We start from the raw sequence: 20,580 nt of genomic DNA on the forward strand, positions 1-20,580 counted from the left end.
GGCGGATGGCGACCACCCTCGCGGCGACCGAGCAGCGCTCGCGCACGTCCCTCGGGCTCGCGCTGCTGGGCCTGGCGGGCGTGCTCCTCGTGGTCCTCGCGATCGGGTGGTACGGCGCCGCCGCGGGCTATGTCCACGCGGAGCGGCTCGACCACCCCACCGTCCTGACCCTCGCGGCCGGCGCGGCGGCCACCGTCGGCCTCGGCCTGCTCCTGCGCGGGACGGCCCTCACGGTCGTCGTCCTCATCGGGCTCGGCGCCACCACCCTGGGCTGCGCCGCACTGTTCGCCCTGGTCTCGGTCTTCTCGGCGTCGACCTGGGACGACCCCGCGGTCGTCGTCACCAGCCCCGACGGCAGCCTCACGACGCGAGTCCTGACCACGGGGCTGTCGGAGTCCTACGTCCTCCAGGTCCGGCAGAACGACCGCGGCCTGCGGAGCCGGGTCATCGATCTCGGGTGCCTCGACGCGGACGCCAACAGCCTGCGGGCGCTCCGGTGGGAGGGCGACGAGCTCGTCGCCGACACCTCGGCCGGGTCGATCGCGATCACGGTCCCCGCCCCGGACTCGGACCGACCGGTCGCGTGGCGGGAGGTCCTGGACGCGACGCTCGGCGAGGGCGCGGTCGGACCCGTCACCCTTGAGGAGTGCTGACCTCCCGCGTCACCACTCGCTGCACCACTCGACGTCGCCGTGGGCGAGGACGACCTCGACCCCGTCGCCACGCCACAGGTCGATCCAGGTCGGCGCGCCGTACCGCTTAGTGATGCGGGGCTTGCCCATCAGCGCGCCCCGCGCCTCCTCGTCGACCCAGGCGGGCTGGCAGCCGACGTACCCGCCGCAGCCGCAGCCCTCGAAGGCCAGGAGCGCGCCCGCCGACACCGCCGCGCTCGCCTGCTTCGGCGTGATCCGACCGACCCGCTCCAGGCGGCGGCCGTCGGGGTCGGTGAGGTCGCCGGCGCCGTCGAAGGTCCCGGGCCACTCGATGGGGTCCTGCTCAGGCTCCGACGCCGACCGCTCGGCCGCCACGTCGGCGACGATCTCGGCGAACGACCTCGACCTCTTCACCGCTCCAGGATGCACGCGGCATCGACGTCGCGGCCACGGGATTTCGCGGCTGAGATGCTGGGCGCGTGATCACCAAGGAGGAGTACCTGGCCCGAGGGCGGGCCGAGGACGACTGGGCGCCGGGCTGGCTGGCGATCGACGAGGCGTTCGCCCGGCTCTACCCCGGCGTCACCCCACCCCACCTCGGCGCGGACCTGGCCGCCCGGGCGATGTTCGGCGGCTCCGAGTACATCGACGGCTACAGCCTGTTCCCGAGCCCGCACGGCTACCAGCACCTGGTCACCTACGGCATGTCGACGCTCTACGTCGACGAGGAGTCGTACGGCGGGGAGTTCAGCGGCTGGGGCTACGAGATGACCATGAAGGTCGCGGGCACGGACCCCGACGACTGCCGGTGGGCCGTCGACTCCCTCAGCAGGCTGGGCCGCTACACCTACACGTCGAAGCGCTGGTTCGAGCCCGACCAGTTCATCAGCGGCCGGGGCGAGCCGCTCCGGGTCGGCAGCGAGACCCTGCTCACCAGCTACCTGATCGTCCCGGACACCGAGGTGCCGGGCATCGACACCGTCCACGGGCGCGTCGACTTCCTCCAGCTCGTCGGCATCACCCAGGCCGAGCTCGACTGGGTCGCCGGTGAGTCACCTGACGGTGCTGTCGAGCGGGTGCGGGATCTGGTGGGTCGGATGCGCGACGGTGGGGATGGGCTGCTCGTGACTGATCTGGCTCGGAGGCATAGCTACGTGTGACGGGGGCCTTCGAAGAGGGGCAACCGTCGGAGGCGGGAGTTCGATGCCAGGGCCTGTCGCCGTTGACAGCGCGTGCCCGAAGCGCGCTCTCATGGCAATGGGCGGTCGATTGCACGCCTGGTATCCGCCGCGGCCTGTACCGAGCATCATCGTGAAGCGGCGCGCTCAGTTCCGATCAGGACTTCGTCAAAGTCGGAGAGTCTCGTCTCGAGCCTAAACCGGTCCACGAGGTAGTCGAAGAACGGTTGCTCAACGGCCCATAGCGCCTCGGGAACACAGCCAAGATGCTTGGCCACGACCTCGTCTTCGAGGCCGACAAGTTCCCATCGAGCAGCCATTGCCTGGTGGCGGAATCCCTCGAGCACCCACTGACACGGCTCAACTGGGTTGCTCATGAGGTCGAAGGTACGCGCGAGGGCACGACGCGTCGCCCGGATCTGCCACCCTGAGTGCGCGGTCGTGCCGGTGAGCGGTAGCGCATTCACTCTCAGCCAATGTCACCAAGTGACGGCATCCGGCGGCACGGTGCCGTCTCGGAGCAGGGCGACGAGTTCCGCGAACACCTCGTCCAGTTGCACCGACGAGTTGAGGTCGTAGTGCTTGGAGACCCCCCGGACGTCAGCTTTCCGCCCGGCGTCCAGTTCAATCTCCCCTGTCTCCCAAGCGGCGACACTTGCGAGCCAGTCAGCGCTCTCGAATTCTGTTGTGGAGATCGCTTTGCCGTAGTTCGGCGAGATCGGGTTCACGCGGACCTCCACCGACATCGCAGTCCACTCGTGCTGGTGAGAGCGGATGCAGGGCTCGAAGTCAGTCAGGGCGAAGGCCACGTCGGCAGAGTTTCATGACGCGACCGCTCACGACGCCGAGTGCGCGGTCGTACCGAGAAGCGGTCGCTCGGTTCAGGCCGAGAACCTGAACGCGGCGTGGGGATTCGACCCAGGCACCGACCTCCCGGTCGGCCCATGCATGGTCCTCGGGTGCGGCCGCCTTGCTGGCCACCCAGCCACTCGGGCTCGAAGTCGTACCCGCCATCGACCGTGACGGGCGTTCTCTGAGGGGGTTGCACGCCGGCATGCTCTCAGCCCCGAGGACACACGCGCATGCTCATGCCGCCAAGCGCGCGGTCCTGGCGAGATCGGGACGTACTAGTCGCCCGGAGTTAGACGCTTCAGCGCATCCGCGACCAAGGTGTCGTACTGCCGGCTAAAGGGCTCGGGGAGCTGGCTCTCCAGCGAGCCCAGCAATCTTGCCAATGCCAGTTCTTCAGCGGGGTGCTGCGGGTTCACGTTGTCCTGGTCGTCGTCTGCCCATCGGCACAGGAGCTCGAAGAGCACGAGCGCCGCGTCAGCTTCGAGGATGATCGTCACATTGCGCTCGCCGTCGCTCACCCGGCCGATTCTGCCGCCCGACAGTCGGATATGCCGCCGAGTTCGCAGTCCTGCCGATGAGCGCTCGCCCGACTGATCCCACCGACCACGCTGAGGAGCTTCGGACTGCGGGCTGCCATGCCGCGGGGGGAACGCGGTCCCGCCGAGTTGAAGACATTGATCGGTGGCATAGAACCGATGCGCGTGGGGGCGCGTCGTACGGAGGTGGCGAATCATCGACTGTGCAACCTCTTGGTCTCGGCAGCGGCGGTCCCGGCGCTGTTCGGCGCCGCAGGGTGCTCTGGTGACGAAGTGAAGCCGTCGACCGAACCTGCGAAGCCAACGACGCAACCGTCACCTCACCTGCCCGGCAATCAGTCGCTCCCGCCGCCGGGTGGTTCGACCCCTTGTCCTTCTCTTTGACGTTGCGGTCGTCGACCGTGCAGCAGGGGAGAACCTTGCGAGGTCGCGTCGCCGTTGAGAACAACTCGACGAAGGTGGTCGTGGACCCGGACTGTGTCATCGCGGAAGGGCGGTATGCCCTGGTGCCCGTCGACGGACCGGAAACCGCCGACCTGTGGTTCAGGCCCATGACTGCCTGTGGCGGGCCGCACCGCATGCCACCCGCATACCGCGACGAATACAGCGGTCCCGAGTTCGTCGCTCGTACCATCTACGGCGCCCCGTTACCCCCTGGCGATTACCTCGCAGTGCTCGACATCAAGGGACTTTCGCAACGTCTGGAACACCCGGTAACCGTCACCCCTTGAAAGGTCCACACACGCCGCGATCCGCGGGCCCAACCTCTGCGTCGTGCCCCGCCTGTAGGCGCCTTCACCAACCTGCCCTTTCATGCCGTTGCCAGTGGTCAGAGGTCGACGGCCCGTAGCCGCAACTGGCCTCCGAACCCATCAGAGCAACGTCCAGCAGTCAGCACGAGTCGACACATGTCCGGGTTCGGGATCTGTTCAGCTCTGGACCTGCGCAACTAAATAGAACATGACGACTCGGACCCTTGATTTAGAACATAGGTTCGACCATACTGGTGTGGTCATCTCGTGGAGCTCTCGGAGGCTCGCATGGACCACCCCCACCCGATCAGGGTCGCTGTCCGCGAGATCGACCATGCGCTGAAGACCGTCGCTGACGTGAACCCGTCGTTCATGACCACGCCCGACAAGGCCGCTGCGTTGCGCGAGCTCGCGGTGTTGGAGGCGCGGGTGGGTGAGCTGCGGCTGCGGGTCGCGGCGGACGCCTGCGACGTGGCCGAGGAGCACGGGGCACGCGACGTCGGGGCCTGGACCGCGCACGCCGTACGACGCCGGCGGGCGGACTGTGCGCGCGAGCTACGGCTCGCACTGGCGCTGGCCGACCGGCCGGTGCTCGCGGCCGCGGTGCGTGAGGGGGCGGTGAACCTCGACCAGGCCCACGTGATCGCCGACGCCCTCGCCGCGCTGCCGGGTGACGTCGACGCTGAGGTGGTCGACCGGGCCGAGGTCGCGCTGGTGGGCTACGCCGCGGACTTCGACCCCACCGAGCTGCACCGCCTCGGTCGCCGCATCCTGGACGTGGTCGCGCCCGAGGTCGCCGAAGCCGTCGAGGCGCGGCACCTGGCCGACCTCGAAGCCTCCGCCCGGCAGCGGATGCGCCTCGGGCTCCGGGCCTGCGGGGACGGGACGACGCGCATCAGTGCGCTGATCCCCGACGCGTCCGCGGCCCGACTCGCGACCTACCTGCACGCGTTCACCAACCCACGCCGCGACACCGACGACGAGACGCCGGTCGAGCGGGCGCCGTCCGGGCGCCAGGCCGCTGCCGCGTTCTGCCAGCTCCTCGAAGCCGTCGACCCCGGGCGACTCCCCCTGCACGGCGGCGACACGACCACGCTGGTCGTCACGATGACCCTCGACTCGCTCCGCTCGGAGATCGGGACCGCGACGCTGGGCAACCCCGGGCCGGGTGACTCACATGATCGGATCACCGCCGGTGAGGCCCGCCGGTTGGCGTGCACCGCGAACCTCGTCCCCGCCGTCCTCGGCGGGAAGTCCGAGGTCCTCGACCTGGGCCGTTCCCAGCGGCTTTACACCCGGCCTCAACGCCGGGCGATGGGGCTGCGCGATCGTGAGTGCCGGGCCGAGGGGTGCCACATCCCGGCGCCGTGGTGCGAGGCGCACCACCTGCGACCTTGGTCGCGGGGTGGGCGGACCGATCTCGACGACGGCGTACTGCTCTGCAGCCGACATCACCACCACATCCATGACCCCGCCTACGGCGTGGAACACCTCCCCGAAGGCCAGTTCCGCTTCCACCGGGAAACCTAGGGATACCGAGCCACCGGGCTCGACTACTGACGCGTCGTGATGATCCGCATCCGCACGTTGCCGACCGATGAGTCCGGACGCCCGACCCGGTCGGAGTCCCATGATCACCGGACACCTCGACCCCCGCTTGGGCCGGGCCGACGCGACCGCACCCGCCTGGACCGACGTCGGGCGGCAGCTGGCCGAGGCCGAGCTCTACTGGTTGACGACCGTCCGTGCCGACGGCCGCCCGCACGTCACGCCGCTGGTCGGGGTCTGGCACGACGACGCCTTCGCGTTCTGCACCGGGGTGGGCGAGCAGAAGCAGGTCAACCTCGCGGGATCGCCGTACGTCGCCGTCACGACCGGGACGCCGACCTGGACCGCCGGCACCGACCTGGTCGTCGAGGGCCGGGCCGACCGCGTCGTCGGCCGGGGCTCCCTCGAGCCGGTGGCGGCCGCCTGGCGGGACAAGTACGACGGGGACTGGCCGTGGCGCGCCACCGAGCACGGCTTCGACGACGGTGACGGCTCCACCCCGTGGGTGTACGTCGTCCGCCCGGACAAGGTCATCGCCTTCGGCAAGGACCCGCACAGCCAGACGACGTACCGGCCCGGAGCTGCCGAGCGCTAGGATCAGAGCCTGACACTGACGTCAGAGGCAAGCGCTGAGAGAGGAAGTCACCCGATGCGGATCGGAGAGCTCGCCGACCGGAGCGGAGCCAGCGTGCGCTCGCTGCGCTACTACGAGGAGCAGGGGCTGCTGGCGAGCGAGCGCAGCGCCAGCGGTCAGCGGCACTACGCCGAGTCCGCCGTCGAGCGGGTGCTCTTCCTGCGCCGCCTGTACGCCGCCGGGCTGACCAGCAGCACCATCGCCCAGCTGCTGCCGTGCGCCTACGCGCCGAGCACCACCACCTCCGACCACGCGTTCGAGGTGATGGTCGAGGAGCGCGCCAAGCTGGACGCCCACATCGCCGAGCTGTTGCACACCCGCGACGCGATCGACGGCTTCATCGCGGCCAACCGCGCGCACCGCGGCGAGCTGGTCTCAGCCCAGCAATGAGTTCAACCCAGCAGTGATGGCAGTCCCGCGACGCTCGACAGCAGGTGCGTGTGCGGCTCGCGGCCGAGCGCGTCGGCGTCGAACGCCCCGCTGAGCACGCCGACCACGTGCCCGGCGCCGGCGTTGGTGCCGGCGGCCAGGTCGTTGGGGGTGTCGCCGGCGACCAGCACCTCGGCGACGTCGTGGACGCCGGTGCGCTCCATGCAGCGGAAGACCAGGTACGGCGCGGGCCGGCTCGCGGCCACCTCGTCCGAGGCCACCACGGCGTCGACCGGGCCGAGCGCCGCGAGTGCCGGCTCCGCGAGGTCCGCGGTCAGCCCGGTCTGGACGGCGACCTTCACCCCGCGGGCCCGCAGCTCGGCGATCGCCTCGGGTACGCCGGGCAGCGGTGTCGGCGGCTGGTCGCGGTAGGCGGTGGCCAGTCGCTGGGTGAAGTCGGCGTACGCCTTCTCGACGTCCGGTCCGTCCGCTGGCGCACCGAGCGCGCCCAGCAGTCCGGCGACGCCGTCGTGCGCGCCGCTGCCCTTCCACATCTCCAGGACGTCGTCGGGCACCGGTCGGCCCACCGCCTCGGCCACCGCCTCGCCGAGCACCCGGTCACCGAGGCCGCCGTCGTCGACGGTGGTGCCGGCGAGGTCGAGGGCGGCCAGGCGGAACGACAGCCGGTCGGGCAGCGCGAAGGTCGTCATCGGGCGGCGGTACCCCGCCACCCGACGACCAATCGGCTCAGGCCCGGGCGATCAGGCGGCCTGGGTCAGCTTGCGCGCCTGCTGCTGCAGCCGGGCCTGCGCGGCGCGGCGTACCTTCGGGCCCTTGGTGGTCATGGCCCAGAGCAGCTTGGTCTGCGCCGGCAGGTTCTTGGCGTTGGTGGTGGCCATCCAGCCGTTGGGCAGCGAGAGCCGCACGACCTTGTGCCAGGCGGAGTAGACCTGGGCCGGCAGCGGGGCCTCGTGGTAGTTCAGCTCGTACTTCTCGAACAGCGCCTTCACCTTCGGCGCGACCTCGGCGTACCGGTTGGACGGGAGGTCGGGGAAGAGGTGGTGCTCGATCTGGTGCGACAGGTTGCCGGTCATCAGGTGCATGGCCTTGGAGCCCGAGATGTTGGCGGAGCCCAGCATCTGGCGGAGGTACCACTCGCCGCGGGTCTCCTTGTCCGGGATCGCCTTCTTCTCGAAGGTCTCGACACCCTCGGGGAAGTGACCGCACATGATCACCGAGTGCGACCAGAGGTTGCGCACCAGGTTGGCGGTGAAGTTGGCGGCCAGGGTCGGCAGCGCGGCGCCGAACGGCAGCGCGAGGGCCGGGTTGACGACGTAGTCCTTGGTGGCCTGCTTGCGGATCTTCTTCAGGGTGCTCTTCAGGTTGGCCTTGAAGGCGTCGCTGCGCTTCTCCTTCGGGATCGACAGGTTCTTGCCGAGCTCGAGGTCGTAGGCCGCGATGCCGTACTCGAAGAAGCAGGCGTTGATGAAGTTCCACAGCGGCTGCGCGAGGTACATCGGGATCCAACGCTGGTCCTCGTCGACGCGCATGATGCCGTAGCCGAGGTCGTTGTCCTTGCCCACGATGTTCGTGTAGGTGTGGTGGATCTCGTTGTGGCTGTGCTTCCAGGCCTCGGCGGTCGAGGCGTTGTCCCACTCCCAGGTGGTCGAGTGGATCTTCGGGTCGCGCATCCAGTCCCACTGGCCGTGCATGACGTTGTGGCCGATCTCCATGTTCTCGAGGATCTTGGAGATCGAGAGACCGATCGTGCCGACCACCCAGACCGGCGGGAGCGCGGAGCCCAGCAGCACGGCCCGCGAGCCGAACTCCAGGTTGCGCTGCACCTTCACGATCTTGCGGATGTACGCCGCGTCGCGCTCGCCTCGGGTGTCGAGGACCTCCTGGCGGATGGCGTCGAGCTCGGCGCCCAGCTGCTCGATGTCCTCGGGAGTGAGGTGCGCGGTCGGGTTGACGGGCTGCTTCGTGATGACGGTCATCTCGGTGCCTTTCGTCGGTACGTGGGTTCGGTGGTCGAGTAGCCGTCGCGAGGAGCGAGCGACGGCGTATCGAGACCTAGTGGTCGATCGTGCAGGCGCCGGCGGCGGCGCTGATGCACGTCTGGATCGGGACGCCCTGGGGGCCGGTCTCGCCGGGGACGGCGGTGGTGATCGCGCCGTTGCGCAGGTCGCGCACGGCGCCGGAGCGCATCGGGAGGACACAGCCCATGCAGATGCCCATCCGGCAGCCGCTGGGCATCAGGACGCCGGCGTCCTCGGCGGCGTCGAGGATCGGGGTGGCGCCGTCGGCGTCGAGGGTGATGCCGTTGGTGAAGGTGACGGTGCCGCCGTCGCCGGGCTCGACCAGCATCGGGCGGAACCGCTCGGTGGTGAGGTCGAGACCGCGCTCGGCGTGGTGGGCCTCGAGCGCGTCGAGGAGTCCGGCCGGGCCGCAGGCGTAGGTGAGCCGCTCGTCGAGGTCGGGGACGAACGTCGTCAGGTCGCTCACGTCGAGCAGGCCGTGCTGGTCGTCGTACCGCTCGACGAGGGTGATCCGCCCGGCGGCGCCGTGGGCGCGGAGCTCGTCGCGGAAGATCGACGCCGACTCGCTCGGGTTGACGTGCACCAGGGTGATGTCGGTGGCCGGGGCCGTCGCCTTGGAGAACAGGTTGCGTAGCATCCCGATCACCGGGGTGATGCCGGAGCCGGCGGTGACCAGGAGCAGCTTGCGCGGCAGCGGCTGGGGCAGCACGAACTCGCCCTCGGGCTGGGCGAGCTGGATCATCTCGCCGACCTTCGCGCGGTGCACGAGGTAGCCGGAGACCACGCCGTCCGGGATCGCCTTGACCGTGATGGAGATGCAGCGGTCCTGGCGCGGGCCGTGGGTCAGGGAGTAGGTGCGCCACAGCCGGACGCCGTCGACGTCGACGCCGACCCGGACGTACTGGCCGGGCACGTGGCCGTCCCAGTCGCGACCCGGCTTGATGACCAGGGTCGCGGACTGCGCCGTCTCGGGGACGACCTGGACGATCCGGCCGCGCAGCTCGGTGCCGCGGCGCAGCGGGTGGAAGTGGTCGAGGACGTCGTCGAGCTCGAGCGGCGTGACCGCCGCATCGGCGACGCGACGCAGCATCCCCTTGAGCGAGCGTGTCGCTCCGGGGGAGGTACGGGGCATAGCGGCGGCCGTCATGCTTCTAGTCTCCTGCAACACGGAGGTAAAGTCCTGTCCAGGTGACGTGAACCGGGCCCCGTTTCTTGTTCACTGAGAACAAAGGAGTACGCCGTGGCGCGACCCAGCGGCCGTCGGACGACCGATCACGGCCTGCGCCTGCCGGCGGCCGCGGTGGCCGAGATGCGCGACCACCTGCCCGAGGTCGCCGAGCACGCGGTCACCGAGATCATCGAGCAGGTCCCGAGCTACACCGACGCCTTCAGCGGGCCGATGGGCGCCCGGATCCGCACCGCGGTACAGCTCGCGCTGGCCGGGTTCCTGTCGCTCGCGAGCGGGCGGCGCGGCGCCGACCTGCGCACCCCCGGAGCGCCCGCGGTCGAGGGCGCCTACCAGCTGGGGCGCGGTGAGGCCCGCAGCGGCCGCTCGACCGACGCCATCCTGGCGGCCTACCGGATCGGGGCCCGGGTCTGCTGGCGCGAGATGTCCTCGACCGCGGTCGAGGCCGGGATGGACGGCGAGACCCTCGCCGGCTTCGCCGAGCTGGTCTTCGCCTACATCGACGAGCTGTCGGCCGCGAGCGTGGCCGGCCACGACGACGAGTCGGCCCTCACCGGCCGGGTCCGCCAGGAGGCGCTCGAGCGGCTCGCCCAGCGGCTGCTCGACGGATCGAGCGCGGAGTCGGTGCTGGCCGCCTGCGAGCGGGCCGGCTGGGAGCCCCCGACCACGCTCACCGCCGTCCTGGTCCCGGCCGCCCAGGTCCGCCCGGTCCTCGGCGCGCTGACCCCGACGACGCTGCGGGCCGTCGACGTCCCGGGGCTCGAGGACGACGCGCTGCTGCTGGTGCCGGACGTCCACGGTCGCCGGCGGACCGCGCTGCTGCGGGCCCTGCGCGACCGAGGTGCGGTCGCCGGGCCGGCCCGGCCGTGGGAGCAGGTGCGGACGTCGTACGACCGGGCCCGGAGGGCGCGGCTGCTCGGTCTCGGGGCCGACACCTCCGACACCGAGGCCCACCTGCCCGACCTGGTGCTCACCGCCGACCCCGACGCCCTCGCCGACCTCCGCGCCCGCGCGCTGGCCCCGCTCGCCGACCTCCGGCCGGCCGCGGCCGAGAAGCTGACCGAGACGCTACGCGCCTGGCTGCTCCACCTCGGCCGCCGCGAGGACGTCGCCGAGGCCCTGTTCGTGCACCCGCAGACGGTGCGCTACCGGATGAACCAGCTCCGCGAGCTCTACGGCGACGCCCTCGACGACCCCGAGACCGTCCTCGCCCTCACCCTGGCGCTGGGTGTTCCTCCCCAGATCTGACGATGTCCGTCCCCCGACGGCAACCGTTCGGAGTTCCGCGACGAACCACCTGTCATGGAGAGCGGGCAGGCCATCGGCGTGCGCCTCGCGCGCCGCGAGGAGGCGGCGCTCGAGGACGCCTACGCGGTCTACGGACCGAGCCTGCTCGGCTACCTGCGCCGCTACGTGGGCGACGAGGCCGAGGACGTCCTGCAGCGCACCTTCCTCGACGTCTGGCGGTACGCCGGCCGCTATGACTCCGGTCAGCGCTTCTCGACCTGGCTCTTCACGATCGCCCACCGGCGCGCGGTCGACACGCTCCGCGCCCGGCGGCACCAGGTCGTGCCGGTCGAGGCGGCGCGCGACCTGGTCGGCGAGGACGGCCGGGAGACGCTGCAGCGCTACGCCGACGCGGCCGAGGTCCGGGCCGCGCTGGCGCAGCTGAAGGACCACGAGCGTGAGGTCCTGGAGCTCACCTACTACGCGGGTCTGACCCAGCGCGAGGTCGCCCGCCGGCTCGACGTGCCGCTCGGCACGGTGAAGGCACGGGCGTCCCGGGGCACCCGGCGCCTCGGTGCGCTCATGCGCGAGCAGGCCGACCAGGACGACCAGGACGACCAGGACGACCAGGACGACCGGACCGACGAAGGAGGCCCGTCGTGAGCGAGCACCCCGACCTGCTGGCGCTGCTGCGTGCCGAGCTCTCCAACCACGACGCGGCCACGACGGGCGACCACCTCGACGCGTGCGCGCAGTGCCGCGAGGACCTCGCGGAGCTGGCCACCGCCCACGCGATGCTCGCCCGCTCGGGCCGCACCCTCGGGGTCGTCCCTGCGGCCGACGAGCTCCGGCCCGCTCCCGCCCCCCGGCGGTCGCGACGCGGCCCGCTGCTCCTGGCCGCCGCTGCTGTCGCCGTCGCGGCGACCGCCGGCACGACGTACGGCGTGCTGCACGACGACGAGGAGCCCGCGCCGGCCGTGGCCGTGCTGGACCCGGTCGAGGGCACGGCGACCGGCCGGGTGGAGATGACGCCCGGGGACGGCGGCACCCGGATGACGATCACGACCCACGACCTGCCGGCGGCCGGGAGCGGCCGGTTCTACCAGGCCTGGCTGCTCGACCCGGCCACGAACAAGATGCTCGCCCTCGGCCAGCTCGGCCCGCGCGGCACCGCCTCGTTCGAGATCGACGATGCCCTCCTCGGCAGCTACGGCGCGATCGACGTGAGCCTCGAGGACGACGACGGCGACCCGCAGCACTCGGTCACCTCGGTGCTGCGCGCGTCGTACGACACCGACGGCTGACCCCCCAGATGTCCCCCCAGATGTCCCCCAGATGTCCCACTGAGAATCCCACCACCGGAGGAAACCCATGAAGACACGCATCACCACCGGCCTGGCCGCCCTCGCGACGGCCGCGCTCACCCTGACGGCCGTCGCGCCGGCGCAGGCGAGCGAGCCCGCGGAGCGCAAGGCCGGCAACCGGAGCCTGGCCAAGGTGCTCGCCGCGGACGGCAACCGTCTCGACCGGAACTGGCAGGACTTCGACATCCTGGAGAAGGGCGTGCTGACCGTCCTGAAGGCGAAGCCGGACAGCCCGGTCGCCCTGCTCACCCAGGGGCGCAAGCGGGCGACAGTCTTCCTGCCGACCGACGCCGCGTTCCGCGCGCTGGTCACCGACCTCACCGGGAAGAAGCCGCGGACCGAGCGCGCCACGGTCCGCGCGCTGCTGAAGGTCGCGGACGTCGACACGCTGGAGACGGTGCTGCTCTACCACGTGGTCGCCGGGCGGACCCTTACCTCGCCGAAGGTGGTCGCCTCGGCCGGCAAGCGGCTCACGACGGCCCAGGGCGGCACGGTCGGCATCCGGGTCCGCGGGAAGAAGGTCATCGTCAGCGACCTCGACAAGAACGACCGCAACGCCCGCGTGGTCGTGGTCGACATCAACAGGGGCAACAAGCAGGTCGGGCACGCCGTCAACCGGGTGCTGCGCCCGATCGACCTGCCCTGATCAACTTGCCCTGATCAACCTCGAGCCCGTCTGGCGGGGCCCTCTCAGAGGCCCTGCCAGGCGGGCTTCGCCTCGAACACGGCCCGGTGGTGCTCGGCGCGGGCCAGGCCGCCGGCCGCGCCGGGGTCGAGCAGCACCGTGACGTGCGGGTGCAGCTGGAGCACGCTCGCCGGACAGGAGGCGGACAGCGGGCCCTCCAGCGCGGCGGCCACCGCGTCGGCCTTCGCCGGCCCGAGGGCCACGAGGAGGAGGTGCCGGGCGCGGAGGATGGTGCCGAGCCCCTGGGTCAGGACGTGCCGCGGCACCTCGTCGGGCGAGTCGAAGAAGCGGGCGTTGTCCTGCCGGGTCTGCTCGGTCAGCGTCTTGATCCGGGTCAGCGAGGCCAGGGAGGAGCCGGGCTCGTTGAAGGCCAGGTGGCCGTCGGTGCCGATGCCGAGCACCTGCAGGTCCACGCCGCCGGCCTGCTGCAGGGCCCGCTCGTAGCGTTCCCCGGCCGTCGGCAGCGCGTCCGGTGCCGGGTCAGGTCCATGCACCCGCTCGGGTGGCAGCCCGAGGTCGTCGGTCAGCTCGCGGGCGATGGTCGCGCGGTAGGACTCGGGGTGGCCGAGCGGGAGACCGACGTACTCGTCGAGGGTGAAGGCCGAGACCGCGTCGTACGACGGACCCGCGCCGGCCCGGTGCCGCGCGACCAGCTCGCGGTAGACCGGGAGCGGCGACGACCCGGTCGCCAGTCCGAGCACCGCGTCGGGCCGGGCCCGGACGAGCGCCTCGACCGCGTCCGCGGCCAGGGCGGCGAGCGCGTCGACCGACGGGCAGGGGACGACCTCCATCAGGACCTCCGGTCCAGCACGACCACCCCGCCGACGACGGTGACCACCGGCTCCAGCGCCGGCGTGACCAGCACCAGGTCGCCCCGGGCCCCGATCGCCAACGAGCCGCGGGAGGGGTCGCCCAGCAGGCGGGCCGGTACGGCGGTCGCCGCGTGCACGGCCTCCGCGAGCGAGCAGCCGGTGGCCGCGCGCAGCACCGCGAGGCAGTCCATCAGCGACGCCGCCGAGCCGGCGAGCGTGCCGTCGGCCAGCCGCACCGTCCCCGCGCTGACGACGACCTCCTGATCGCCCAGCCGGGCCGGTCCGTCGGGCAGCCCGAGCGCGGCGGTGGTGTCGGAGACGGCGAGGAGCCGCTCGGGACCGAGGGCGCGCCGGTAGGCGGCCAGGGTGACCGGGTCGAGGTGGTGGCCGTCGGCGATCACCCCGGCCACCAGCGAGGCGGAGGCGAGCGCCGCCCCCACGGGGCCGGGCGAGCGTCCGGCCAGCGCCGGCATCGCGTTGCCCAGGTGGGTCACCGCCGTGGCACCGGCGGTGACGGCGGCCTCGATCTCCGCGGCCGAGGCCGCGGTGTGGCCGAGCGACACCACGACCCCGCTCGCCACGAGGGCGCGGACCGCGTCGAGCGCCCCGGGCAGCTCGGGTGCGAGGGTCACCAGCGCCACGCCGGCGTCCCGGGTCCAGCCGGCGACCAGCTCGGGGGACGGTGACGCCAGCCGGGCGGCCGGGTGGGCCCCGCGCCGCTCCGGCGCGATCATCGGCCCTTCGAGGTGCAGACCCAGCGGGACGGCGCCGACCCAGCCCGCGGGTGGCCCGGCGGCCAGGGCGGCCAGGGCGGCGGTCCGGGCCTCGGGCGACGACGTGATGACGGTCGGCAGGAACGCGGTGACGCCGTACGACGGCAGCGTGGCCGCGACCTCCCAGAGCCGGGTCGGCTCCGCGGTGACGTCGACCCCCGCCGCGCCGTTCACCTGCAGGTCGACCAGGCCGGGCAGCACGACCAGGCCGGCGGCATCGAGCACCGGCCCGTCGGACGCGGCCGCGACGACCCCGTCGGCGACCCGCACCGTGGTCGGCGCGCCGTCGACCGACAGCGCCCCGGTGACGACCAGCGAGCTCACGCCACGGCCTCGCGGGGGCCGAGCAGCGCCGCGCCGACCGCGGCGACCGGGTGGTCGACCGGCACGACCCGCAGCCGGCCGGCGAGGTCGAGCGAGGCGAGGAACGGGGAGGCGATCGCCTGGTCGTGCAGGGCGGACGAGACGGCGGCCCGCAGCGGCTCGCCGAGCTGGGCGACGCCCCCGCCGAGCATCACGACCCCGGGATCCAGGGACAGCCCGAGCACGCGCACGGCGTCGGCCACCCCCGCGGCGAAACGGTCACGCACGGCGACCGCCCGCACGTCCCCGGCAGCCGCGGCCGCGAAGAGGGCCTGGGCCGCCGGGACGTCCCCGGACGGCCAGGCGTCGGTGATCGCGCGCCCCGACGCGACGGTCTCCAGGCAGCCGCGCTGACCGCACTGGCAGGCCGCGCCGGCCGGGTCGACCGGCACGTGGCCGATCTCCCCCGCGGCCCCCGAGACGCCGCGGCGGAGCCGGCCGTCGAGCACCAGCCCGGCGGCCAGGCCGGTGCCGATGCTCAGGTAGACGAGGTCGTCGACCCCGGTGAGCGCGACCGCGCCGAGGGCGGCGGCGTTGACGTCGTTCTCGAGGGAGACCGGGACCCCGAGTCGGCTCGCGAGCAGATCCCCGAGCGGGAGCCACTCGCCGTCGACGCCGAGGTTGACCGCGTGGGCGAGGGCCCCGCGCTCGACGTCGACCAGGCCGGGGACGCCGACGCCGACGGCCGTGACGGCCCCCGCCGCGGCGGCCAGCGCCTCGACGACGCCCACGGCCGTGGCCACGATGCCCTCGGCGCCGGGCGCCGTCGCCAGCCGCTCCTGGGCCAGCACCCGCCCGTCCGCGTCCACGACGACGCCCAGCGTCTTCGTGGCGCCGATGTCCAGGCCGACGTTCACCGGTCCCACCCTGCTTCCCTCAACAGCTCGGTCACGGCGACGGCCCCGGGGCGGGACCAGCCGTGCGTTCGGATCCTCGGCAGCCCGCTCTCCCACGGGCCGGGCCAGCCCCACTCGACGACCACCACCGGGACGCCGGCCCGCTCGGCGACGTGGTCGACCACGCAGCGCGCCCACGGCTGGCGGTGCAGGTCGCGGACCTGGAGCACCAGCGGCGACCCGTCGGCCGCCGCGCGCCAGGCGTCGTAGTCGTCCGGGGTCACCGACACGTCCGCGGGCAGCCCCCACGGCACGTCGCCGACGGCGATGGTCGCGGGCGTCTCGACGGTCACGACCCGGGCCCCGGCCAGCGGCGGCAGCGTGCCGTCCAGGACCAGCGAGAGCCGGGCGTCCGCGAGCTCCCCGACCGCCATCGGCTCCGGACGGACCCGTCCGCGCAGCGCGGCGATCCGTCGTACGGCGTCCTCCAGGCGGGCCTGCTCGAGGCGTCCCGAGTCCACGGCCGCCACGATCGCCGCCTGCACCTCGCGGACCAGCGCGACGTCCTTGTCGGCGCCGAGGCAGAGCAGGTCGGCACCGGCGGCCAGCGCCAGCACGGCCGCCTCGGGGATGCCGCGGCCGGCGGACGCGCCGGCCATGTCGAGCGCGTCGCTGACGACGACGCCGTCGAAGCGCAGCCGGTCGCGCAGCAGCGTGAGCACCGGGCGGCTCAGCGTCGCCGGCAGGTACGGATCGATCGCCGGCACCAGGATGTGGGAGGTCATGATGGCGGCCACCCCGGCGTCGACGGCGGCCGCGAACGGCACCAGCTCGCGCGCCGCGAGCTGGGCGCGGTCCCGGTCGAGGACGGGCAGCGCGACGTGGCTGTCCTGGGCGGTGTCGCCGTGGCCCGGGAAGTGCTTCACGCACGCCGCGACCCCGGCCTCCTGGAGCCCGGTGGTCCAGGCCACGACGTGGGCGGCCACCGGCTGCGGCCGCGGCCCGAAGCTGCGGGTGCCGATGACCGGGTTGTCGGGGTTGCTGTTCACGTCGGCCACCGGCGCCAGGTCGAGGTCGACCCCGGCGGCGGCCAGCTCGACCCCCACCGCCCGGGCCGTACGGCGGGTCAGCGCGAGGTCGCCGACCTGCCCCAGCGCCGCGGCCCCCAGCACCGGGCTGCCCTCGTCGGGGTGCAGCCGGGTGACGTCGCCGCCCTCCTCGTCGACCGCGACGATCGCGCCCGGGCCCGCGGCGTGCACCGCGTCGGTGAGGTCGCGCAGCGAGCCGCCGCCGTGCGCACCCACGTTCGCGCCGACGTTCGCGCCGAAGAGGCAGATCCCGCCCAGCCCCTCGCCGAGCAGAGCAGCGACCTCCGGGGCGAGCGTCGTACCGCTGAAGCCGGGGAGCTGGACGGCCAGCGCCAGCGCGTCGAGGCTCATCCCTTCACCGCCCCGGCCGTCAGCCCGGAGACCATCCGACCCTGCACGATGAGGAAGAAGACGACGACCGGGACGGCGATCAGCGTGGATCCGGCCATCACCGCGCCCCAGTCGGTGCCGCGGTTGACGTCGAGGAAGGTGCTCAGCCAGACCGGCAGGGTCTGCTTGTCCTCGCGGGTCATCACGACCACGGCGAGGGTGAACTCGTTCCACGCCTGGAGGAAGCCGAAGACGCCGGTGGCGACCAGGCCGGGCGCCAGCAGCGGGAAGGTCACCCGCCAGAAGGCCCCGAGCCGCGAGCAGCCGTCGACCATCGCCGCCTCCTCCAGCTCGTAGGGCACGCCGGCCACGAAGCCGCGCAGGGTCCAGATCGTGAAGGGCAGCACCGAGGCGACGTAGACGAGCGTCAGGCCGGCGACGGTGTTGAGGAGCGAGAAGCCCTCCAGCATCTTGTACTGGCTGATGAACAGGCCCTCGACCGGGATCATCTGGATCAGCAGCAACGCCACGATGAAGCTGGTCCGCCCGCGGAAGCGGAACCGCGAGACCGCCAGCGCCGCGAGGAACGCGAAGACCAGCGCGACCACGACGGTGGCCAGGGTGACCGACAGGCTGACCAGCAGCGCGTCGGTGAACCGCCCGCCGGAGAGCACCCGCCGGTAGTTGTCGAACGAGCCGCCGAACGGCAGCCAGGTCGGGTCCGGCGAGCGGATCTCGTTGCGCTTCAGCAGCGAGGTGTTGACCATCCAGTAGACCGGGAAGACCGCGACCAGGAAGACGAGCAGCCCGACCAGGTCGACCAGGATCCGCGCGGGGCGCGAGGTGGGACGGCTCATCAGGACTCCTCCTGGCGCAGCATCAGCCGGACGTACGGCGCGGTGAGCACCACGGTCAGCGCGAGCATGAAGACCGCGACGGCGGCCGCCGTCCCGAAGTCGCCACTGCCGATCCCGAGCCGGTAGATGTAGGTGCCGAGCAGGTTGGTGTCCCGCGTGGTGCCGCCGGCCTTCTGCAGCACGTAGATCTGGGTGAAGACCCGCAGGTCCCAGATGACCTGGAGCAGCCCGACCACCAGCAGCACCGGGCTGACCGTCGGCAGCACGACGTGCCGCAGCCGCTGGCGCGGGCTGGCGCCGTCCATCGCGGCGGCCTCGACCAGCTCGGCGGGCACCTGGGTGAGGGCGGCGTACGCCGTGAACGCCACGAACGGCACGCTCATCCAGACCACGATGACGCTGGCGACCAGGAAGAAGGAGAGCGGCTCGAGGAGCCACGAGTGGCCCGCGTAGTCGCCGCCGGCCTTCGTCAGCAGCCAGTTCACGACGCCGTACTGGCTGTCGAAGAGCCACTGCCACACGGTCAGCGCGGCGAGCACCGGCATCGCCCAGGCGAGCAGCAGCCCGCTCTGGACGAGCAGCCGGACCGGCTTGGACATCCGCTGCATCAGCAGCGCCAGTCCCACGCCGACGGCCATCGTCACCGCGGCGTTGACCAGGCAGAAGAGGACCGACCGGAGGACGACCTTCCACAGGTAGGGGTCGCCGACCAGCTCGCGGTAGTTCTGCAGACCGACCCATTCCGCGGGCCGCCCGAACTGCTGGGCCAGGCCGAACTCCTGCAGCGACAGCACCACCTGGCGCACCAGGGGGTAGCCGAGGGCCAGGCCCAGGGCGAGCACCGCCGGCAGCAGCAGGCCGAACGGCAGCGGCGAGCGGGTACGCCGTGGCCGCGTCGGTCGGGAGCCGTCGGGAGCGGCGTCGTCCACGGAGGGCGGGGTCAGCGTGCTGGTGGCCATTCGGCCCTCCTTCCTTCAGTCGTCGCGATGAGCATGGCCGCACCGCTGGTCGAGGCCCCACGCTGGTCGAGCCCTCACGTTGGTTGAGGTGCGAGGAGCGCTAGCGACGAGCCTCGAAACCCGGTGCGCCGAGAGTCGACCTCGATCAGGACCGAGGGTCGACCAGCCAGGTTTCGAGGCTCCTCCGTCGCTCCGGAGCACCTCAACCAGCGGCTCAGCCGAGCTGGGCGTCCATCTGCTCGTCGGCGGCCTGCGCGAGCTCGGCGGGGTCCCCGCCCTTGGCCAGGTCGACGAACAGGTCCTCCAGCACCCGCGCACCCTCGACCTTGGCCCAGCCGGACGCGGCCGGCGTGAGCTTGGCGTTGGAGGCGGCGGCGATGGTCGCGGCGGCGTACTCGTCGTCACCCAGCAGCGTGGCCAGCGACGTCTTGGCCGGCGTCAGCCCGTTCTCGGCCAGGATCGTCTGGTAGTCGTCGCTGAGCATCAACGCCACCGCGTCCTGGGCCAGCGCCTGGTTCGGCGACTTCGCCGAGACGGCGATGTCGGACCCGCCCAGGAGCACCGGGGCGGGCGAGCCGTCCGAGCCCGGGAGCGCGAAGACGCCGGTCTTCTCGATCATGTCGGGGCAGCCCGCCTCGGGGTCCTCGATCTGGCCCTTGACCCAGCCGGGCGCCGACATCATGCCGATCTCGTTGTTGCAGTACGGCGTCCACGGGTCGGCCTCGTTGCCGTCCTTGGCCGCGCCGGAGGCGTCCTGGAAGAGCGTCTGCACCGTCTCGAGACCGGCGATCGACTCGGGGCTGGACAGGCTGCCCGTCCAGGCCCCGCCGTCCTCGGTGGCCAGGTCCCCGCCGGCGTCCCAGAGGAACGCGACGCCGTTGCGCCAGTCCTGGCCGGGGAGCCAGAAGCCGGAGAAGTTGGCCGGCTCCGGGTTGGCCTTCTTCAGCGCGACGGCGGCGTCGACGAACTCCGCCATCGTGGTCGGCACCTCGAGGCCGGCGGCCTCGAGCAGGTCCTTGCGGTAGAAGACGTACTTCGAGCCGGCGTAGTAGGGCACGGCGTAGGTCGCGCCGTCGACGGTGGCGCCGTCGACGAAGCCCGGGAGCAGGTCGTCGCCGCCCAGGTCACCCAGCTGGTCGGAGAGGTCGGAGAAGGCGCCGGCCTCGGTGAAGGTGGGGGCCTGGGTGTTGCCGACCTCGACGACGTCGGGGGTCTCGGACTCGCTGGACAGGGCGGTGGTGAGCCGCTCGACGAGGCCCTCCCACTGCTGCTCCTCGATGGTGAGCGTCGAGCCCGGGTGATCCTTCTCGAAGGTGGTCTTCAGCCAGTCGCGGGCGGCCTGCGGCGTGTCCGCGCCGTTCAGCCACACGCGGATGTCGGCCTTGTCGGGCCCGGCGTCGGGGCTCGCCTCGCTGTCGTCACCGCAGGCCGAGAGGCCCAGCAGGGCGGTGGCCGTGACGGCGGCGATCGCCAGTGTCTTCCTGTTGCGCACTGCGGTGCCTTTCTGTGGGGTGGAGCGGGTCGTTGTCTGTCTTCTGG

24 protein-coding genes are annotated in these 20,580 nt (G+C 72.4%); 10 read left to right on the plus strand and 14 right to left on the minus strand.

What is annotated here, in order from left to right:
• Window positions 1-5: 5 nt before the first annotated feature.
• Window positions 6-653: a hypothetical protein gene (locus tag V7S47_RS14160; RefSeq protein WP_336562146.1), complete on the plus strand. Its 648-nt coding sequence runs from the start codon at window positions 6-8 to the stop codon at window positions 651-653.
• Window positions 654-662: 9 nt separating this feature from the next.
• Here V7S47_RS14160 and V7S47_RS14165 read toward each other — a convergent pair whose 3' ends face one another.
• The gene (locus tag V7S47_RS14165; RefSeq protein ID WP_336562147.1) at window positions 663-1,067 is read right to left on the minus strand and encodes a hypothetical protein; all 405 of its coding nucleotides are present in this window, start codon (window positions 1,065-1,067) and stop codon (window positions 663-665) included.
• Window positions 1,068-1,132: 65 nt separating this feature from the next.
• On the opposite strand from V7S47_RS14165, the gene V7S47_RS14170 reads away from it, so the two are divergent.
• Window positions 1,133-1,813 carry a suppressor of fused domain protein gene (locus tag V7S47_RS14170; protein ID WP_336562148.1) on the plus strand — a complete coding sequence of 227 codons (681 nt, stop codon included), beginning with the start codon at window positions 1,133-1,135 and terminating at the stop codon, window positions 1,811-1,813.
• Between the two features lie 146 nt (window positions 1,814-1,959).
• Here V7S47_RS14170 and V7S47_RS14175 read toward each other — a convergent pair whose 3' ends face one another.
• From V7S47_RS14175 to V7S47_RS14185, 3 genes are all read right to left on the minus strand, one after another.
• Window positions 1,960-2,208: a hypothetical protein gene (locus V7S47_RS14175; protein WP_336562149.1), complete on the minus strand. Its 249-nt coding sequence runs from the start codon at window positions 2,206-2,208 to the stop codon at window positions 1,960-1,962.
• 102 nt (window positions 2,209-2,310) lie between these two features.
• Complete coding sequence (locus tag V7S47_RS14180; RefSeq protein ID WP_336562150.1) at window positions 2,311-2,640, minus strand: hypothetical protein; 330 nt, start codon at window positions 2,638-2,640, stop codon at window positions 2,311-2,313.
• Window positions 2,641-2,958: 318 nt separating this feature from the next.
• Window positions 2,959-3,201 (minus strand): hypothetical protein, encoded by a 243-nt coding sequence (locus tag V7S47_RS14185; protein WP_336562151.1) that lies wholly within the window; start codon window positions 3,199-3,201, stop codon window positions 2,959-2,961.
• 386 nt (window positions 3,202-3,587) lie between these two features.
• Here V7S47_RS14185 and V7S47_RS14190 point away from each other — a divergent pair, with 386 nt between their 5' ends.
• The 4 genes from V7S47_RS14190 (at window position 3,588) to V7S47_RS14205 (ending at window position 6,543) form a co-directional block, all read left to right on the plus strand.
• The gene (locus tag V7S47_RS14190; protein ID WP_336562152.1) at window positions 3,588-3,950 is read left to right on the plus strand and encodes a hypothetical protein; all 363 of its coding nucleotides are present in this window, start codon (window positions 3,588-3,590) and stop codon (window positions 3,948-3,950) included.
• Between the two features lie 309 nt (window positions 3,951-4,259).
• Window positions 4,260-5,501: an HNH endonuclease signature motif containing protein gene (locus V7S47_RS14195; RefSeq protein ID WP_336562153.1), complete on the plus strand. Its 1,242-nt coding sequence runs from the start codon at window positions 4,260-4,262 to the stop codon at window positions 5,499-5,501.
• Window positions 5,502-5,601: 100 nt separating this feature from the next.
• Complete coding sequence (locus V7S47_RS14200) at window positions 5,602-6,114, plus strand: pyridoxamine 5'-phosphate oxidase family protein (protein ID WP_336562154.1); 513 nt, start codon at window positions 5,602-5,604, stop codon at window positions 6,112-6,114.
• A gap of 54 nt (window positions 6,115-6,168) precedes the next feature.
• Window positions 6,169-6,543, plus strand: a complete 375-nt coding sequence (locus tag V7S47_RS14205) for a MerR family transcriptional regulator (protein WP_336562155.1) — start codon at window positions 6,169-6,171, stop codon at window positions 6,541-6,543.
• A 2-nt stretch (window positions 6,544-6,545) separates the two neighbouring features.
• On the opposite strand, the gene V7S47_RS14210 is transcribed toward V7S47_RS14205, so the two are convergent.
• The 3 genes from V7S47_RS14210 to V7S47_RS14220 all read right to left on the minus strand — a co-directional run bounded on the left by V7S47_RS14210 (window position 6,546) and on the right by V7S47_RS14220 (window position 9,708).
• A complete protein-coding gene (locus tag V7S47_RS14210; RefSeq protein ID WP_336562156.1) occupies window positions 6,546-7,232 on the minus strand; it encodes a phosphonatase-like hydrolase in 687 nt (228 codons plus the stop codon).
• A 51-nt stretch (window positions 7,233-7,283) separates the two neighbouring features.
• Complete coding sequence (locus tag V7S47_RS14215; RefSeq protein WP_336562157.1) at window positions 7,284-8,519, minus strand: fatty acid desaturase family protein; 1,236 nt, start codon at window positions 8,517-8,519, stop codon at window positions 7,284-7,286.
• Window positions 8,520-8,595: 76 nt separating this feature from the next.
• Window positions 8,596-9,708 (minus strand): ferredoxin reductase, encoded by a 1,113-nt coding sequence (locus V7S47_RS14220; RefSeq protein WP_336562158.1) that lies wholly within the window; start codon window positions 9,706-9,708, stop codon window positions 8,596-8,598.
• A gap of 93 nt (window positions 9,709-9,801) precedes the next feature.
• On the opposite strand from V7S47_RS14220, the gene V7S47_RS14225 reads away from it, so the two are divergent.
• The 4 genes from V7S47_RS14225 (at window position 9,802) to V7S47_RS14240 (ending at window position 12,984) form a co-directional block, all read left to right on the plus strand.
• Window positions 9,802-10,995, plus strand: coding sequence for a PucR family transcriptional regulator (locus V7S47_RS14225; RefSeq protein WP_336562159.1), 1,194 nt, complete (start codon window positions 9,802-9,804; stop codon window positions 10,993-10,995).
• Between the two features lie 54 nt (window positions 10,996-11,049).
• On the plus strand, window positions 11,050-11,637 hold the full coding sequence (locus V7S47_RS14230) for an RNA polymerase sigma factor (RefSeq protein ID WP_336562160.1): 588 nt from the start codon (window positions 11,050-11,052) through the stop codon (window positions 11,635-11,637).
• Window positions 11,634-12,278: an anti-sigma factor gene (locus V7S47_RS14235; protein WP_090850901.1), complete on the plus strand. Its 645-nt coding sequence runs from the start codon at window positions 11,634-11,636 to the stop codon at window positions 12,276-12,278. The genes V7S47_RS14230 and V7S47_RS14235 overlap by 4 nt, the downstream gene beginning before the upstream one ends.
• A 67-nt stretch (window positions 12,279-12,345) precedes the next feature.
• On the plus strand, window positions 12,346-12,984 hold the full coding sequence (locus tag V7S47_RS14240) for a fasciclin domain-containing protein (RefSeq protein WP_336562161.1): 639 nt from the start codon (window positions 12,346-12,348) through the stop codon (window positions 12,982-12,984).
• A 44-nt stretch (window positions 12,985-13,028) separates the two neighbouring features.
• Here V7S47_RS14240 and V7S47_RS14245 read toward each other — a convergent pair whose 3' ends face one another.
• The 7 genes from V7S47_RS14245 to V7S47_RS14275 all read right to left on the minus strand — a co-directional run bounded on the left by V7S47_RS14245 (window position 13,029) and on the right by V7S47_RS14275 (window position 20,533).
• On the minus strand, window positions 13,029-13,814 hold the full coding sequence (locus V7S47_RS14245; RefSeq protein WP_336562162.1) for a glucosamine-6-phosphate deaminase: 786 nt from the start codon (window positions 13,812-13,814) through the stop codon (window positions 13,029-13,031).
• The gene (nagA, locus tag V7S47_RS14250; RefSeq protein WP_336562163.1) at window positions 13,814-14,932 is read right to left on the minus strand and encodes an N-acetylglucosamine-6-phosphate deacetylase; all 1,119 of its coding nucleotides are present in this window, start codon (window positions 14,930-14,932) and stop codon (window positions 13,814-13,816) included. The genes V7S47_RS14245 and nagA overlap by 1 nt, the downstream gene beginning before the upstream one ends.
• A complete protein-coding gene (locus tag V7S47_RS14255) occupies window positions 14,929-15,828 on the minus strand; it encodes an ROK family protein (RefSeq protein ID WP_244509240.1) in 900 nt (299 codons plus the stop codon). The genes nagA and V7S47_RS14255 overlap by 4 nt, the downstream gene beginning before the upstream one ends.
• Window positions 15,825-17,246 carry a glycoside hydrolase family 3 N-terminal domain-containing protein gene (locus V7S47_RS14260; protein WP_336562164.1) on the minus strand — a complete coding sequence of 474 codons (1,422 nt, stop codon included), beginning with the start codon at window positions 17,244-17,246 and terminating at the stop codon, window positions 15,825-15,827. The genes V7S47_RS14255 and V7S47_RS14260 overlap by 4 nt, the downstream gene beginning before the upstream one ends.
• Window positions 17,243-18,082: a carbohydrate ABC transporter permease gene (locus V7S47_RS14265; RefSeq protein ID WP_336562165.1), complete on the minus strand. Its 840-nt coding sequence runs from the start codon at window positions 18,080-18,082 to the stop codon at window positions 17,243-17,245. The genes V7S47_RS14260 and V7S47_RS14265 overlap by 4 nt, the downstream gene beginning before the upstream one ends.
• On the minus strand, window positions 18,082-19,041 hold the full coding sequence (locus V7S47_RS14270) for a carbohydrate ABC transporter permease (RefSeq protein ID WP_336562166.1): 960 nt from the start codon (window positions 19,039-19,041) through the stop codon (window positions 18,082-18,084). Before V7S47_RS14270 ends, V7S47_RS14265 begins: the two co-directional genes overlap by 1 nt.
• 214 nt (window positions 19,042-19,255) lie before the next feature.
• Window positions 19,256-20,533 (minus strand): extracellular solute-binding protein, encoded by a 1,278-nt coding sequence (locus tag V7S47_RS14275; protein WP_211752705.1) that lies wholly within the window; start codon window positions 20,531-20,533, stop codon window positions 19,256-19,258.
• Between the last annotated feature and the right edge of the window lie 47 nt (window positions 20,534-20,580).

The sequence above is a fragment of the Nocardioides sp. CCNWLW216 genome (genome assembly GCF_037120545.1).
Classification (GTDB): Bacteria; Actinomycetota; Actinomycetes; order Propionibacteriales; family Nocardioidaceae; genus Nocardioides; species Nocardioides lianchengensis.